At 33.8% G+C, this 15,268-nt stretch carries 16 protein-coding genes; 12 read left to right on the top strand and 4 right to left on the bottom strand.

What is annotated here, in order from left to right; translation table 11 throughout:
* Window position 1: 1 nt before the first annotated feature.
* Window positions 2-781: a DUF2490 domain-containing protein gene (locus AC6CH4_RS14295; protein WP_498104024.1), complete on the top strand. Its 780-nt coding sequence runs from the start codon at window positions 2-4 to the stop codon at window positions 779-781.
* Window positions 782-900: 119 nt separating this feature from the next.
* Here AC6CH4_RS14295 and AC6CH4_RS14290 read toward each other — a convergent pair whose 3' ends face one another.
* From AC6CH4_RS14290 to AC6CH4_RS14280, 3 genes are all read right to left on the bottom strand, one after another.
* Window positions 901-1,323, bottom strand: a complete 423-nt coding sequence (locus tag AC6CH4_RS14290; protein WP_498104022.1) for a VOC family protein — start codon at window positions 1,321-1,323, stop codon at window positions 901-903.
* A gap of 60 nt (window positions 1,324-1,383) precedes the next feature.
* Window positions 1,384-2,094: a helix-turn-helix transcriptional regulator gene (locus tag AC6CH4_RS14285; protein ID WP_498104020.1), complete on the bottom strand. Its 711-nt coding sequence runs from the start codon at window positions 2,092-2,094 to the stop codon at window positions 1,384-1,386.
* Window positions 2,095-2,211: 117 nt separating this feature from the next.
* Window positions 2,212-2,610 carry a GNAT family N-acetyltransferase gene (locus tag AC6CH4_RS14280; RefSeq protein ID WP_498104018.1) on the bottom strand — a complete coding sequence of 133 codons (399 nt, stop codon included), beginning with the start codon at window positions 2,608-2,610 and terminating at the stop codon, window positions 2,212-2,214.
* A gap of 256 nt (window positions 2,611-2,866) precedes the next feature.
* On the opposite strand from AC6CH4_RS14280, the gene AC6CH4_RS14275 reads away from it, so the two are divergent.
* The 10 genes from AC6CH4_RS14275 (at window position 2,867) to AC6CH4_RS14230 (ending at window position 10,683) form a co-directional block, all read left to right on the top strand.
* Window positions 2,867-3,160 carry a hypothetical protein gene (locus AC6CH4_RS14275; protein ID WP_498104016.1) on the top strand — a complete coding sequence of 98 codons (294 nt, stop codon included), beginning with the start codon at window positions 2,867-2,869 and terminating at the stop codon, window positions 3,158-3,160.
* Between the two features lie 188 nt (window positions 3,161-3,348).
* On the top strand, window positions 3,349-4,479 hold the full coding sequence (locus tag AC6CH4_RS14270) for an NAD(P)/FAD-dependent oxidoreductase (protein WP_498104014.1): 1,131 nt from the start codon (window positions 3,349-3,351) through the stop codon (window positions 4,477-4,479).
* Window positions 4,480-5,193, top strand: a complete 714-nt coding sequence (locus AC6CH4_RS14265) for a methyltransferase domain-containing protein (RefSeq protein ID WP_498104012.1) — start codon at window positions 4,480-4,482, stop codon at window positions 5,191-5,193.
* Window positions 5,190-6,242, top strand: a complete 1,053-nt coding sequence (locus AC6CH4_RS14260) for a type III polyketide synthase (protein ID WP_498104010.1) — start codon at window positions 5,190-5,192, stop codon at window positions 6,240-6,242. The genes AC6CH4_RS14265 and AC6CH4_RS14260 overlap by 4 nt, the downstream gene beginning before the upstream one ends.
* A 17-nt stretch (window positions 6,243-6,259) precedes the next feature.
* Window positions 6,260-6,697 carry a 3-hydroxyacyl-ACP dehydratase FabZ family protein gene (locus tag AC6CH4_RS14255; RefSeq protein WP_498104008.1) on the top strand — a complete coding sequence of 146 codons (438 nt, stop codon included), beginning with the start codon at window positions 6,260-6,262 and terminating at the stop codon, window positions 6,695-6,697.
* Window positions 6,694-7,968 (top strand): beta-ketoacyl-[acyl-carrier-protein] synthase family protein, encoded by a 1,275-nt coding sequence (locus tag AC6CH4_RS14250; RefSeq protein ID WP_498104006.1) that lies wholly within the window; start codon window positions 6,694-6,696, stop codon window positions 7,966-7,968. The genes AC6CH4_RS14255 and AC6CH4_RS14250 overlap by 4 nt, the downstream gene beginning before the upstream one ends.
* Before the next feature lie 4 nt (window positions 7,969-7,972).
* Window positions 7,973-8,227: an acyl carrier protein gene (locus AC6CH4_RS14245; RefSeq protein WP_498104004.1), complete on the top strand. Its 255-nt coding sequence runs from the start codon at window positions 7,973-7,975 to the stop codon at window positions 8,225-8,227.
* Complete coding sequence (locus tag AC6CH4_RS14240) at window positions 8,224-8,742, top strand: 4'-phosphopantetheinyl transferase family protein (protein ID WP_498104002.1); 519 nt, start codon at window positions 8,224-8,226, stop codon at window positions 8,740-8,742. The genes AC6CH4_RS14245 and AC6CH4_RS14240 overlap by 4 nt, the downstream gene beginning before the upstream one ends.
* Window positions 8,743-8,947: 205 nt before the next feature.
* On the top strand, window positions 8,948-10,357 hold the full coding sequence (locus AC6CH4_RS14235) for an MFS transporter (protein ID WP_498104000.1): 1,410 nt from the start codon (window positions 8,948-8,950) through the stop codon (window positions 10,355-10,357).
* A gap of 140 nt (window positions 10,358-10,497) precedes the next feature.
* A complete protein-coding gene (locus tag AC6CH4_RS14230; RefSeq protein WP_498103998.1) occupies window positions 10,498-10,683 on the top strand; it encodes a hypothetical protein in 186 nt (61 codons plus the stop codon).
* 322 nt (window positions 10,684-11,005) lie between these two features.
* Here the strand turns inward: AC6CH4_RS14230 and AC6CH4_RS14225 are convergent, their stop codons facing one another.
* On the bottom strand, window positions 11,006-11,836 hold the full coding sequence (locus AC6CH4_RS14225) for a M57 family metalloprotease (RefSeq protein ID WP_498103996.1): 831 nt from the start codon (window positions 11,834-11,836) through the stop codon (window positions 11,006-11,008).
* A 567-nt stretch (window positions 11,837-12,403) separates the two neighbouring features.
* Here AC6CH4_RS14225 and AC6CH4_RS14220 point away from each other — a divergent pair.
* Window positions 12,404-15,118, top strand: a complete 2,715-nt coding sequence (locus AC6CH4_RS14220) for a S8 family serine peptidase (protein ID WP_498103994.1) — start codon at window positions 12,404-12,406, stop codon at window positions 15,116-15,118.
* Window positions 15,119-15,268: the final 150 nt, after the last annotated feature.

The raw sequence follows: 15,268 nt of genomic DNA, 5'->3' as shown, positions 1-15,268 counted from the left end.
CATGAAAAATTATGTATTGACCCTCATTTTTTTAATTGGCGGTTTACAATCAGTAATCGGGCAAAATAACCGTATTAATACAAACAACAGTATTGGATGGTATAACTTTTTTGGAACATTCAAAATCTCAGAAAAATTTGGAATACATACCGAATACCAATGGCGTAGAAATGAAATGATTACCGAGTGGCAGCAAAGTTTATTAAGGGTTGGATTAAACTATAACTTAAATTCAAGGGTATTATTCCGGGTTGGTTATGGCTGGATTGAAACCTATCCTTATGGAGAAATACCCCTAAATGGCATGGGCAGAGATTTCACAGAACATAGAATTTTTGAAATGGTACAGCTGAATCATAAAGAAGGAATCGTTGACTTTTCGCATAGATTTATGTTAGAACAAAGATTTGTAGGCCGTTACAGTTCAATAAATGAGACCACAGAAGACGAATTTCCGTTATTAAACCGAATTCGATATATGATAAGAGTTCAGGTGCCTTTAAAAGGAAATGAGATAAAAGACAAAACACCCTATTTAGCTTTCTATGACGAAATTTTTATTGGATTTGGAAAAAATGTAAATATGAACGTTTTTGATCAAAACAGAATTGGAATTTTAGTAGGCTACAGGTTTAATAAAAATTTAAGAATTGAAGGGGGTTACCTAAATCAAACCGTACAGTTTGGAAGACAAATAGACGGACAAAATGTTTTTCAAAACAATAATGGAGTAATATTGAATACCAATTTAAATTTTGACCTGACCAAAACAAACAAATAAAACTAACACAAATAGTATAGTTTGATGTTAGAATCTTTTCAGTTCATAAGAAAACAAAAAAGCCTGCACAATATTCGTTTTGCAGGCTTTTTGTTTCCATTTTTTGTTTCCATAGCTATTTAAGAGTTCTTTTGGTTTAAAATATCAACATAATGAACATTTGTCATTATACCGAGAATATTACCAAATGGGTCAACTACAGAAGCTGTTACAAATGTTCCTTTTCCCTGGCTATGATCTGTAATGGGTTGATACGGGGATGCCCCCATTTCAATTAATCTGTCAAGTGTAGCTTTTAAATCGTCAACGTGCCAATGGGCAATAGCTCCCGATGGTTTTGTTGAATAACCTTCCGGTGCATAGCTACTATCAATTATTCCTAATTCTTGTTGGTAGTCGCCAATACGAAATTCGGTGTATCCAGGCACATTAAAGTACGGTTCAATACCTAAAAATTCACTGTACCATTTTTTAGCACCTTCATGGTCTGTTGCATAAAAGTTAACTGTTGCTAAACCTCTTAAAACTTGTTTCTTTTCCATTTCTATATTTTTTTAATTATTTATACAGCAAAGGTAAAATGGTGTTATGACAGCCTTATGTCAGGGGTCAATTTTTTTTTCAGAAAGTGCAAAATATTCTTTCAGGGTCAGTTTATGTGGTTCAAATTTTTCGTTTTGGATTTGTAAATTTTTGATTCTGTCAACCCTGAAAATTCTAAACGCTTTTCGTGAAAGACACCAGGCCACTAAAAGCCAATTCTCTTGTGTACTTAATAATGCAAAAGGTTCAATTGTTCTTTTAGTTATTTCTTCTGTATCAAGTTTTTGATATTCTATTGCTGTTAAATTAAAATTTGTGAGCGCTAATTGTAAGCTTGATAAATAATTACTTGTTATACTATTTGAATTATTTTGGCTAATTGCAATCCGGTCAGAAAGCAAATTAGCATTGTCTTTTGTAGTTTGTCGCAATACGGATTTAACTTTACTTATAGCATCTGAATAATCTTTAATAAATGAAGCGTCTTTGTTCTTTAGAACGAATTGCTCTGCTGTAATTAACGCGTTTGCTTCATTTTCTGTAAATGTTACAGGTGGAATTTTGTAGCCCTCCATCAAAGAATAACCTTTTCCTTCTTCTGTGATGATTGGAACACCCGATTGTTCTAATGCTCTAATATCCCGGTAAATTGTTCTTACACTAACATTAAATTTGTCTGCAAGAGTAGTGGCTGTAATTAGTCGCTTTGTTTGCAGTTGTATCAATATTGAAGTCAGTCGTGAAAGTCTTTTTGTATCGTTCTCATTCATACTCAAATATCAGAAAATTTTTGTTGTGCTGCGGTTGGTAAACACCAATAAAGGTTTAAAACTTAACTGTTACAAAACCTTGTAATGCTTGAGCTGTTTCCCTTTATTATTCTCATTTTACTTTGTTCTGTGAATAATAAAACTTCTGTCTTCTTTTGAAAAGCCTACTTTCGGATAATATTCCATTGCAGTCGGAACACTAAGTAATAAAACCATTGTCTGTTCTCCAACCTTTTCTTTTGTAAGTTCAATGAGTTTTTTGCCAATTCCTGATTTTTTATATTCTGGATTTACAGCAAGGTCAGCAAGATAACAACTCCAGGCCCAATCAGTAATAGAACGACTAACGCCAACTAATTTTTCATTGTCCCAGGCAGTAAAAATAACATTTGAATTTTCATATATTTTCCTAATTCTTTCTTTGTCATTTGTTGGTCTCGGAAGCTCTGCTTTGTCATAAAGTTCAATTATTTGATCTGCTGTTGGTTTCACGTCAAATTTGTAAATTATTTCCATTTTTCCTTGAGTTTGTTTTTTTGTTAGTCCATTTATGAATTCGATTATTTTCTTCTAAACGAAAATACGAATTATAGTGGAAATTCTATTCAAAACCTTAACTATCAAATTTTAACGAAATGCCTTTATTAAAAAATTCCTCTTCTATAGGATTATAAAAACTTATAATTATATAATTCAGGCTTTCAATTTTATAAAGTATGCCACGGTTTAAGGAGTAATTTTATTTTAGTTAATAAATTAAAATAATGTAATTATGGAAAACTTTATCAATCAGGAAAATTTGGAGGACATCAGAGAATTAATTGAAAGTAAAATTGCTGATATTCCGGGAGAAGCAATACTTATTGGAGCAATCGGCACTCTGCTATTATCTTCTTATCTTAATAAAAAAGGTAATACTCAGGCTGCGTCTCTAATTGGAAAATTAGCTATACCTATCGTGGGAATAGGTCTTGCGAAATACAAAGACCTTATAAAATCGCAAATCGAAAGTTTCCAGGATTCAGAAAAGGAAAACCTCTTAAACACTACGGACTCAGTGTTGTAAATTATGCTTTAAACAGAGCCAATCAGTCTGCCAAGAATCATTGGGATCCAGAACAGAGCACAAGTAAAGGTTACCTAATAGTTATGAGTAAAATAGACTATTTAAATAACATTTCATTTTTATGACAAATTATGGCACATTGAATTGTAATTATTGGAATGCTGGAATTTTATCTCTAAATTGGTGATATGAAAACAAATTCAGATGTCTTGATTATTGGTGGCGGACTTGCTGGTTTGACAGCGGCTATTCATCTATCACAAAAGAATTTGAAAGTAACCCTAATCGAAAAATCTGCTTATCCCCGACATAAAGTTTGTGGTGAATACATTTCGAATGAGATTTTACCTTATCTCAGATCGCTTGGCGTCGATGTTTCTGAACTCAATCCTACAAAAATCTCTAAATTTGAATTTAGCTCCAATAGCGGAAAAACGGCAAAGGCCGAACTTCCGCTCGGCGGATTTGGTATCAGCAGATATGCGCTTGATGATTTTTTATATCAAAAAGCAATATCATCAGTCAACTGTACCATAATTAAAGGAAATGTTACGGATGTGTCTTTCAACAATGATATTTTCAGTGTTACAACTGCAAATCAAATCGTAACGGCTAAAATAGTATTAGGTGCTTTTGGCAAACGCTCCAATGTTGATCAGCTTTTAGATCGTAATTTCTTCCATAAAAAATCGCCCTGGTTGGCAGTTAAAGCCCATTATTCTGGTGATTTAGATAATGATCTTGTGGCACTGCACAATTTTAACGGAGGTTATTGCGGCGTTTCCAAGGTTGAAAATAACATTATAAACATTTGTTATCTAGCCGATTACGCAACATTTAAGCAATATAAAAATATTGAGGATTATCAGCAGAATGTTCTTTATAAAAACAAACATCTTAAATCTGTTTTTGAAAACAGCACCTTTCTTTTTGATAAACCTTTAACGATAAGTCAGATTTCGTTTGAAAAAAAACAACCTGTAGAAAATCATATGATAATGATTGGCGATACGGCCGGTCTTATCCACCCGCTTTGTGGCAACGGAATGGCGATGGCAATACATAGTGCGAAAATAGCATCAGAATTAATCTTAGCGTTTTATGCTGATAACAGTATTTCCAGAGATCAATTAGAAAGAAATTATAAAAAAGAATGGCACAAACATTTTGGAAAAAGAATATTTATGGGCAGAATTCTGGCTCGAATCTTAACCAACAAAACAATAACCAATATGTTCGTTTCATTAGTGGCATCATTTCCTAAAATACTACCTGAGATAATTAAACAAACTCACGGTAAACCTATACCAATCAATTAAATGGCAGTAAACACCAAATACAGAACACAGGAAGCCGAAATAATGGACGATTTCTCTCTGCAGGGAGAAGAACTCAGGGAGGCACTGGATCAAATAGCCCATATCAATCAATTGCTTGGTGGTAATAAAGTTATTCTGCAGGGAGTAAAAGAATTATTAAAACAATCCCACCATGCTAAAACTATTTCTATTGTCGATATAGGCTGTGGTAACGGAGATATGCTTCGTATGCTGGCCAAATTTGGCCAGAAAAACAAACTTAATTTTCAGCTTACCGGTATAGATGCCAATGAGTATACAATCAATTACGCCAAAAAGTTATCACAAGAATACGCCAATATTGAATACAAATGTGTGGATATTTTTGGCGAAGATTTTAAAACCATGAAGTACGATATTATTTTATGTACCCTTACGCTTCACCATTTCACCAACGAACAAATATTAAAAATAATTAGTATCTTTAATAATAATGCTGAAACTGGCATTATTATTAACGATTTACATCGAAGTAAAACTGCCTACAGGCTTTTTGAACTGATCTGCGTTGTTTTTAATCTGAACAGCATGTCACGTGAAGATGGACTGATCTCTATCCTGAGAGGATTTAGAAAAAAAGAACTCGTGGAATTCTCTAAAAAGCTAAATTTTAAAAACTATACCATAAACTGGAAATGGGCTTTTCGCTACCAGTGGATAATTACAAAAAAATGAGTGTAAAAATAGTAACGGTTGCCAAGCAACTTCCACAATATTCGCGTGCAACGGCTGATATACTTCCAATGCTGGATGGATGGCTGCATGAACAAGATGATCGTTTTATAAAAAAAGTCAAAAAGATTTTTGAAGGTGCTGCAGTAGATAAACGGTATTCGATAATGGATCCGGAAGAAGTTTTTACCGCAACATCATTTGAAGAGAAAAACGACATTTATACACGTGAAGTCATTATTTTAGGTGAACAGGTGCTGCAGAAAGCACTCGAAAAAGCAGATTGGGATCCGCAGACTTTGGATTATATCATTACGGTAAGCTGTACCGGGATTATGATTCCGTCCCTGGACGCTTACCTCATCAATAAAATGAAATTAAGACAGGATATTGTACGTCTTCCGGTAACCGAAATGGGTTGTGCGGCCGGGATATCCGGTATTATATATGCCAAGAACTTTCTGAAAGCAAATCCAGGAAAACGTGCAGCCGTTATCGCTGTAGAGTCTCCAACGGCAACATTTCAGCTTGATGATTTTTCGATGCCCAATATTGTAAGCGCCGCTATTTTTGGAGATGGAGCCGCCTGTTGTTTGTTATCTTCCCATGAAGAAGATCAGGGCCCGGAAATAGTGAATGAAGAAATGTATCATTTTTATGAAGCAGAACATATGATGGGTTTTAAACTCACCAATAGCGGACTGCAAATGGTGTTGGATATAGAAGTTCCGGACACTATCGCCTCTCATTTTGGCGATATTATTCATCCGTTTCTGCAAAAGAACAATTTAGAAATCAAAGACATTGAGTACATGATTTTTCATCCGGGCGGAAAAAAGATCATTACAACCGTTGAAGCACTTTTTTCAGGATTAGGAAAAAATATTGATGATACCAAAGAAGTCCTGAAAGAATACGGCAATATGTCGAGTGCGACTGTATTGTATGTTTTAGAACAAATTATGGATAGAAATCCAAAACAGGGAGAAAAAGGTTTGATGCTGAGTTTTGGCCCGGGATTTTCGGCACAAAGAGTTTTATTACAATGGTAATTATTTAGAAAAAAAATATGGAACTGACTGATATTTTAGCAAAACTGCCTTACAGCAAACCTTTTTTGTTTGTAGATGAATTACTTCACGTAGACGAAAATAGTATTAGCGGTACTTATACGTATAGCGAAGATCTGGATTTTTATAAAGGCCATTTTAAAGATAATCCGGTAACTCCGGGCGTAATCCTGACAGAAACTATGGCTCAGATTGGCTTGGTCTGTCTTGGTATCTATCTTCTGGGCGATACTTTTACTAAAGATACTGTAATCGCTTTTACCTCTGCTGATATGCAGTTTTTAAAACCCGTTTATCCTAACGAAAAAATAACGGTTACTTCTCAAAAAACATTTTTCAGGTTTGGAAAATTGAAATGTGATGTAATTATGAAAAACGAAGCCGGACAAGAAGTTTGCAAAGGTATTTTGGCCGGCATGATGACCAATAAATTATGAGTAAGCGAGTTGTAATAACAGGATTAGGCGTCGCAGCTCCTAACGGAGTTGGTATTGCATCCTTTAGTCACGCCATAAAAAACGGAATATCCGGAATTCGGCATGATGAGCAACTACAGGAATTACAATTTTCTTGTCAGATAGCGGGTAAACCTCAAATTTCTGAAGAACTTAAAGCACAATATTTTACCGAACTGGAGCTTCGCGGTTTTAATAGCACCGGTATTTTGTATGGTGTTATTGCAGGAATAGAAGCCTGGAAAAATGCCGGATTACCAATCCAAATAAACGACGAACCAGATTGGGACAGCGGAACTATTTTTGGATCGGGAACATCCGGGATTGATAAATTCCGAGAAAGCATTTATAAAATTGACGAATTACAAACTCGTAGATTAGGCAGTACTGTTGTGGCACAAACCATGAATAGTGGTGTCAGCGCTTATCTGGGAGGAAAATTAGGCCTCGGTAATCAGGTTACGACCAATTCGTCTGCCTGCACAACAGGAACCGAAGCTATTATGATGGCTTACGATCGCATACAGGCGGGACAGGCAAAACGAATATTAACAGGAAGTACCGGAGACAGCGGCCCTTATATTTGGGCAGGATTTGATGCGCTTCGTGTCTGCAGTTCAAAATACAACGATAATCCGGAGCAAGGTTCAAGACCTATGAGTGCATCAGCTGCAGGATTTGTTCCGGGAAGCGGTGCCGGAGCTTTGGTAGTAGAAGATTTAGAAAGCGCTTTAGAACGTGGTGCAATGATTTATGCTGAAATTTTAGGTGGAAATATAAACTCGGGCGGGCAACGCGGCAATGGCAGTATGACAGCACCAAACAGCATGGCCGTGCAACGCTGTATTACAAATGCAATTTCTAATTCCGGTATTTCAGCTGATGAAATAGATGCCATAAACGGGCACCTTACGGCAACTACAAAAGACAGCCTTGAAATTGAAAACTGGACAAAAGCACTGAATCGAAAAGGAAATGATTTTCCATTAATTAATTCTTTAAAAAACATGACCGGACATTGCTTAAGCGCTGCCGGAAGTATCGAAAGCGTAGCAGCGGTATTGCAGCTTCATGAAGGTTTTATATTTGGAAATACAAATTGTGAAGATCTTCATCCTGAAATTAGCGCTCTTATAGATCCTTCTAAAGTACTTTTAAAAACAATTGATAGTAACCCCAATATTATTGCCAAAGCAAGTTTTGGTTTTGGTGATGTAAATGCCTGTATAATTTTTAAAAAATTTCAAAAATAATAGTATGAACAAAGAAGAACTTATCGCCAAATTAAAATTGATCATAAAGCCTTACACTACTAATACAGAAGCATATGACAACCTTACCGAGGATACTGATTTTATTAATGATCTAAGTATTAATTCGGCCAACCTTGTAGACATTGTTCTTGATATTGAAGAAGCTTTTGATGTTGTAATTAATAATACTGATATGGAACGCATGCTTGACGTTAAAACGGCTGTTGAAATTATTGAAACCAAACTAGCCCAAAAATGATTGGAAATGACGTGATTGACATTCTGCAATCCCGCAAAGAAAGCAATTGGCGACGCAAGGGTTTTATAGAAAAAATATATACCCTTGACGAACAATTGCTTATTGCAAACGCTGCAGATCCTGAAATCATGGTTTGGATACTTTGGAGCATGAAAGAAGCTGCATATAAAGTGTATAATAGACAAACAAAAATAAGGGAATATATTCCCAAAAAGCTGGCTTGCTCTATAACATCACAAAACCACAATAGTATTACAGGAAGCGTCATTTGTTCCGGCAAAACTTTCCACACCAACACTATTCTCTCTCAGGATTATATTCATACTATCGCGGTTAGTCATTTTGACGATTTGAATAAAGTGATAGAAATTGAAAAAGAAGTTATCTCAAAAGACCAAAATGGCCTTCCGTATTTATCCAATCCTTTACAAAATACTATTCAGGATGTTTCCGTAAGTCATCATGGCCGGTTTGAAAAAGTGGTAACCATTAGCATATCTCCTATCTACAACTAAGAAATTCTAATTGCATTTTTGAAATTTTATTGACTCCAAATATTTTATTTGGAGCGATTCCTTATTTGTTTTTCAAAACACTTAAACCATCTGATTACACGGTTTTTATTATTATAAACTCAGCAAATTTACTTAATTTGCATACACTTATAATTTGAAAGAGCATTAAAAAAATAGTAACAGAATATTTATTGCTAATAAAACTATGAACGTAAATACTGGAACACAAACTACTGAAACAATTAAAAAAGTATTACCTATTATTCTGGCTACTTCCATTTTTATGCAGATGCTGGATTCTACTATTTTAAATACATCTATAACAGCGATTGCCAAAGATTTAAATGAGTCGCCTCTGGAAATGCAAAACGCCATTATAAGTTATGTATTAACATTGGCACTTTTCATGCCTGTAAGCGGTTTTTTATCGGACAAGTTTGGCACAAGAAAAGTATTTATTTTTGCACTATTACTATTCAGCATCGGATCTCTGTTTTGTGCGCTCTCACAAAGTTTAAATCATTTGATTTTTTCCCGTGTGATTCAGGGTATTGGAGGTAGTTTAATGACTCCTGTGGGCAAACTTGCCCTGATTAGAACATTTCCTAAAAACGAATTATTAAAGGCAATGAATTTTGCTATTATCCCCGCTTTAATCGGTCCTGTTTTAGGACCTCTGGTTGGTGGCTATATGGTCGATTATCTCTCCTGGCACTGGATCTTTCTTATCAATATTCCTTTTGGTATCATTGGCGTTATTTTAAGTTTGAAATACATGCCTGATTACAAATCTCCCATAATTGATTTTGATTTAAAAGGCTTCCTAATTTTTGCGGTTGCTTCTCTACTTTTGTCTGTTTCTTTAGAATTATTTGGAAATACTGTTCGCGTAACGCTGGTTTTACTCATTTTAATGTCCGGGTTTCTAATGTTATTTTGGTATTACCGTCATGCTGTAACAGACAATAATCCTCTTTTTCCTCTGAATTTATTTCAGGTACGAACTTTTCGTGTGGGCATAATAGGTAACCTGGCAACTCGATTGGGTTACAGCTCTATTCCGCTATTATTGCCTATGATGATACAGATTGCTTACAGACAGTCGGCAGTTACATCTGGATGGATAGTGGCACCAATGGCGCTTACGGCAATATTTGGAAAATCCTTTGTAATTAAAATTTTAAATACTTTCGGATACCGAAAAACTTTAATGATCAACACTTTTATTATTGGGATATTAATTTGTGCTTTAGCAATTCCTTCAATTCATACTTCCATTTATTGGTACATTCCGATTATTGCAGTCTTGGGCTTCTTTAACTCGATACAGTTTACATCGATGAATTCTATTTCTATTGCCGATTTGAGAGTTTATCATACGAGCAGCGGCAATTCACTGGTTTCTGTAAATCAGCAGCTCGCAATTGGTTTCGGAATTGCTTTGGGATTATTAGTGCTTAAATTTTTTCAGGGAGATATAAAGCTCATTCACAACGAAATTCATAATGCATTTCGATACACCTTTTTGGTTGTAGGTTCATTAACCATTTTGTCTGGTTTGGTTTTTAGAAGGCTGCATTTTAAAGATGGTGACAATTTAAAATCTGCCAATTAATGAAAAAGCTAACAAATAAAACCGCAATAATTAAGAAGTAAATTTTGCAATTTATAAATCATATTATATAAGCAGGAGTTTTTAGAATGTTCGAAATTTGAAAATACAAATTACAAACAACTTAAATAATTTACTGTAAAATGAATACTAAATTTAAGAAAGGACAGGAAGTAAAACAGGAATTCGGAGGCCCGATAATGAAAGTAATCGATTTTGAGCCTGAACTTATTGAAAATATTATTACCCAATGGGAAGACGAACAGGGAACAATCATAACTGGAAAGTTTATGGATGCTGTACTTGTTCCTGCTGAAGACAATAAATAAATTTCAAAATATACCAAACTCTTAATATCCTGGCTTAGGGTATTTTGGAGGATGTGTTGCAGTATTACATTTATTTACCAAAAAACCTGTCTTAGTATTAAAACAACACACGTTTTTAAAATTTAATTTAACGGAGAGCGGAGTTCTAAATTAAAAAACATGCTTGCTCATATTAAGAAAAGCAACCTTCCCAAATATTCTTAATTAATTCTATATATTAGTAACAATCGATTCAGGACAGACATCCAATAAAAGAGAGGCTGCTTCACAAATTGGGTGAAACAGCCTCTTATATTTTGTAAAGACAACTCTAATTCAACTTTTAATATAAATAATTCAGAGCTGTAACATCGTTAGCATTGAAAGCCCCTGTTACACTTGAATTGAAACATGCTCTCATATACGAGGTCGCATCATATCCCGAAGGTGTTCCCGGAATTAGAATTGCTCCAACACCAGCTGTTCCTTCGTTTGAATTCTGTCCACAGCTTTGACGGCTAAACCAGTCTGTATGACGTAACCCAATACAGTGTCCTATTTCGTGTGCAGCTACGTGTGCATTTACATTTGTCGAATAAGAATCTAATCCAGAATATAATGTAACTGAATTATAAGGATTCCCTCCTGAAGGAAAACCTGCTACTCCACCGGCAGATCCTGTTTGTCTTCTTACAACAATATTTGCACCTGAAGTACTTGAACTAAAGGTTAGCGTAAAATTAATAGACAAACCTAAATTATTGTATCTATTTATAGCCGCTTGCAGCCCATTCCGCATATTTGTACTCAAGGCTGATGTACCAGTTCCTGTTAATCCAACAACTCTGATAGTTCTTGGAGCAGAAACTAAGTTAGTAGTACGGTATTGTTCTGTAGTAATACCTCCGTGAAGATCCATTTTATCTAATTGATCTTGTGTGATCACAATATCACCTTCTATAAGGAAGGCATCCTCGGTTGTACCATCTAAAGTAGTATTTTGAATAACCTGAACATCTGTAGTATTAAGTGAAAGAGATTTAATTTTACTTAACACCTCTGGTGTTACTTTAAGAGATTCCTGATTTGTTTGACCTGTCTCGTCTTCTTTATTACAAGACAACACTAGTAACACTATAAGCGACACGGCTAAAATTGATTTAATTTTTTTCATAAGTAGTTTTTTTTGGTTGTTAAATTCAGTTGATAAAAAGGGGGTCTTTACAAAATATTGTAATATTTGTCATCAAATTTATATAATTTTTAATCTTAAAATACTTATAAATTTAAAATTTAACAATTTTAACACTTTTTCTTACTAATTTTTATTACTATTTTTTAATAATAATTATCTGATTATTATGACAAGCCCAGTAAAATCAGTAATTAAATACAAATCAATTAGTTAAGCATCATTATACTACTTCCGAATTTTTTTTAGAGCAGTGTTAAAAAAATTATTTTTCCTCTTTCAGAATAGCATTTAATTATAAAAGACGATTACTAAAGAATTTTACTCTCACAGATTTTGAAGATTTTCAGTGAAATAAAAAATCATAAAATTTTTACAAATAATTTTTAATAACTTTGATTTTACCTACATGGATAAATATTCAAATAGAAACCATTAGGTACAAAATTTCATCTTTGCCTTATCTAATTAAAAAGCGATAAATATATTTGAAAGTTAATCTTTGTTGCAATTGATAAGAATGTTTATAATTTCTAACCTATATAGTAAATGAAGAAACAAATTACCTTCCTCTTTTTTATGATAACGACAATCAGTTTCTCGCAAAGTGCTGAAAAGTGGAAAAGATACATCAAGAAAGAAAACGAAAGAAAATTTGAGAAATACTATTTTACATCTTTAGAAAATGCACATCAAAACAAATACAAGGTTATAAAAAAACTGGACAGTATTTTTTGTATAATTGAAAATGAAAGCTTACAACCTGAACACTCTTTAAAAAAAAATCTTCCCGTTAATAGTTTATGGAAATTACCCTCAAATTTTTCAAATCATGAGGAAAAAAAGCAATATATAATTGCAACCGATAAAATGGACGGTTTAATTACTGACCTGAAAGCAATTCGTATTTCTGATATTAAAATACTCGACAATCATCTTGTGATCATAAACAGTGATTCAAAAAAAATTATTGATGAGATTATAGAGTTGAACAGTGTATCTTCTATTTCGCAAGAATCCCTACAGCCGAAAGCTGAATCTAAAATAATAGATCAAAATTTTAGTATCAATTCTATAAATAAAGCCAATATTAATTTTCCTCTTTTAACAGGCGAAAATCAGGTTGTTTCTATCAAAGATGATTTTTTTGACCTAAATGATATAGACCTGTTAAATAAACACATTTCTTCTCAAACACAATCGGCTAATGTAACGAGCCATGCAACGGCTATGGCGACTATAGTTTCCGGATTAGGAAATAGTTCTGCATTAGGAAAAGGAGTCATTCAAAAGGCTAAAATACAATCGTCTGACTTTTTGAATATTTATCCCGATGAAGTAGCAACTTTAGAAGGTGCAGCCACTCAAAATCATTCCTACGGCACATTGATTGAGAATTTTTATGGCTCCCTCGCTAATGCCTATGATTTTCAATTATTCTCAAATGCAGATTTGACGCATTGCTTTTCCTCGGGTAATAGTGGACTCCAGGGTTATAAATCTATTACGGGCAATTTCAAGCAATCTAAAAACAGTATTGTATTGGGTTGTATTGACCAAAATGAAATAATTATGCCGTTTTCATCAAAAGGTCCAGCCTATGACGGACGTGTGAAACCAGAGTTAGTGGCCTTTAGCACACAAGGAACTTCAAATTCTACAGCATTAGCTACAGGAATTATTACATTGATGAAGCAACAATATAAAACAATAAACAATACCTCTTTGACGAATGCGCTCACAAAAGCAATTTTAATTAATAGTGCAAAAGATTTAGGCAACACAGGCCCTGATTTTACCTATGGTTATGGCAATATCAATGCTAATAAAAGTTTAAAAACCATCAGCGAAAATAGAATCATATCTGGTAATTTGACATCCGGGCAGACAAATTCACATACCATTACGGTTCCTTCAAATGCAAAAAACTTAAAAATCACATTAGTATGGAATGATTTGCCCGCTGCAATCAATAGTAATATAAGTTTGGTAAACGATTTAGATATGGAAGTAATTTCGACTGACAATACCACTTTTTTACCATGGATTCTTAATCCGGATACTCCACAACAACAAGCTGTAAGAGGTAAAGATAAAATTAATACTATAGAGCAAGTTACTAGTGAAAACCCAGTATCGGGACCTTATACTATCAATATTATCGGTTCATACATCTCCAATACGTCCCAGGAATACAGCATCGCTTACGAATATGAATTGGGGAATCGATTTGAATGGAATTACCCTTCTCATAATGATAATTTCCCTTATGACGGTAAAACTATTTCGCCTTTCAAATGGGATTCTTCATTTTCTGGTATTCCGGGACAATTGTCTATTAGTTACAATTATGGACAGACCTGGGAAATTATCTCAAATGATATAAATCTGAATAATGAACAATTTACTTATACCCCTACAGAAAAAAAGTTTTCGAAAGCAAAATTAAAAATGACCATTGATAATACCGATTATCTCTCTGATGACTTTACGATTTCCTATGATTTAAATATCAGTACGAGCTTAGTTTGTGATAGCACAACAGAAATTAATTGGGACAAACCTGCCGATGTTGCTTCATTCAATATATATATACTAACAGGAGATCATTTAGAATTTAAAGAACAAACAACAAGCACAAATTACACCTATACTGACGGAAAAATCTACACTGTAGTTCCTGTACTTAACAATAGCGAAGGAATAAAAAGTGAGTCAACCTTACAATATGCTCAAAACTCAAACTGTTATTTCGAGTTGACTGTGGCAGAAGTTTTTGAAGAGAATAAAGTGAAAATTGATGCCAATCTTTTTAGCTTGTTCAACATCAAAAGAATTGAGTTAGTAAAAATAATTAATAATGCCGAAAGTGTTATTAGTACAATAAATGATATCAATTCAAAAACATTCTCTTTTTTGGACACTGTCCCTATAAAAGGCATTAATAAATATAAAATAAACCTAATTTTAAAAAACAATAACATAATAAGTTCTCTAATTCTTGATACCAACTATTTAGGCAATGATTTGTTTTCTGTCCATCCCACACTATTAAGCAAAAATGAAGATTTAAACATTGAAGCCAAAAAAGAGCAAAACGCTATTTTCTATTTATATGATATTAGCGGGCAAAATACAATTACATCCCCGTTACTTTCTAAAACCAATAACATCAATCTAAAAAATACTGCTTCAGGAATTTATATCTATAAAATAATTACAAGCTTAGGAGAAATGCAAACAGGGAAAATTGCAGTTTTTTAAGCTCTTGTTCACTATTTACTTTTCAACGTGTACCATAGACATTTGCCTTTACTTTGGATTTGATAAAAAACTTTAAATTTATTCAAAGGAAAGCAGAGGTGAACTTTAGACATTTGTAGTTAAGAACTATGCTGCGCATTAGTCCTCTGT

The sequence above is a fragment of the Flavobacterium sp. GQ95 genome (assembly GCF_059758655.1).
Note: the sequence above shows the minus strand (reverse complement) of the source record. Positions and strands in the feature narration are given on the sequence as shown.

Bases quoted from the DNA above. Each gene is read 5' to 3' on its own strand.
- AC6CH4_RS14275 (WP_498104016.1), top strand. From the start codon at position 2,867: ATGGAAAACTTTATCAATCAGGAAAATTTGGAGGACATCAGAGAATTA.
- AC6CH4_RS14280 (WP_498104018.1), bottom strand. From the start codon at position 2,610: ATGGAAATAATTTACAAATTTGACGTGAAACCAACAGCAGATCAAATA.
- AC6CH4_RS14220 (WP_498103994.1), top strand. From the start codon at position 12,404: ATGAAGAAACAAATTACCTTCCTCTTTTTTATGATAACGACAATCAGT.
- AC6CH4_RS14240 (WP_498104002.1), top strand. From the start codon at position 8,224: ATGATTGGAAATGACGTGATTGACATTCTGCAATCCCGCAAAGAAAGC.
- AC6CH4_RS14270 (WP_498104014.1), top strand. From the start codon at position 3,349: ATGAAAACAAATTCAGATGTCTTGATTATTGGTGGCGGACTTGCTGGT.
- AC6CH4_RS14260 (WP_498104010.1), top strand. From the start codon at position 5,190: ATGAGTGTAAAAATAGTAACGGTTGCCAAGCAACTTCCACAATATTCG.
- AC6CH4_RS14250 (WP_498104006.1), top strand. From the start codon at position 6,694: ATGAGTAAGCGAGTTGTAATAACAGGATTAGGCGTCGCAGCTCCTAAC.
- AC6CH4_RS14225 (WP_498103996.1), bottom strand. From the start codon at position 11,836: ATGAAAAAAATTAAATCAATTTTAGCCGTGTCGCTTATAGTGTTACTA.
- AC6CH4_RS14265 (WP_498104012.1), top strand. From the start codon at position 4,480: ATGGCAGTAAACACCAAATACAGAACACAGGAAGCCGAAATAATGGAC.
- AC6CH4_RS14255 (WP_498104008.1), top strand. From the start codon at position 6,260: ATGGAACTGACTGATATTTTAGCAAAACTGCCTTACAGCAAACCTTTT.
- AC6CH4_RS14290 (WP_498104022.1), bottom strand. From the start codon at position 1,323: ATGGAAAAGAAACAAGTTTTAAGAGGTTTAGCAACAGTTAACTTTTAT.
- AC6CH4_RS14285 (WP_498104020.1), bottom strand. From the start codon at position 2,094: ATGAATGAGAACGATACAAAAAGACTTTCACGACTGACTTCAATATTG.
- AC6CH4_RS14295 (WP_498104024.1), top strand. From the start codon at position 2: ATGAAAAATTATGTATTGACCCTCATTTTTTTAATTGGCGGTTTACAA.
- AC6CH4_RS14230 (WP_498103998.1), top strand. From the start codon at position 10,498: ATGAATACTAAATTTAAGAAAGGACAGGAAGTAAAACAGGAATTCGGA.
- AC6CH4_RS14235 (WP_498104000.1), top strand. From the start codon at position 8,948: ATGAACGTAAATACTGGAACACAAACTACTGAAACAATTAAAAAAGTA.
- AC6CH4_RS14245 (WP_498104004.1), top strand. From the start codon at position 7,973: ATGAACAAAGAAGAACTTATCGCCAAATTAAAATTGATCATAAAGCCT.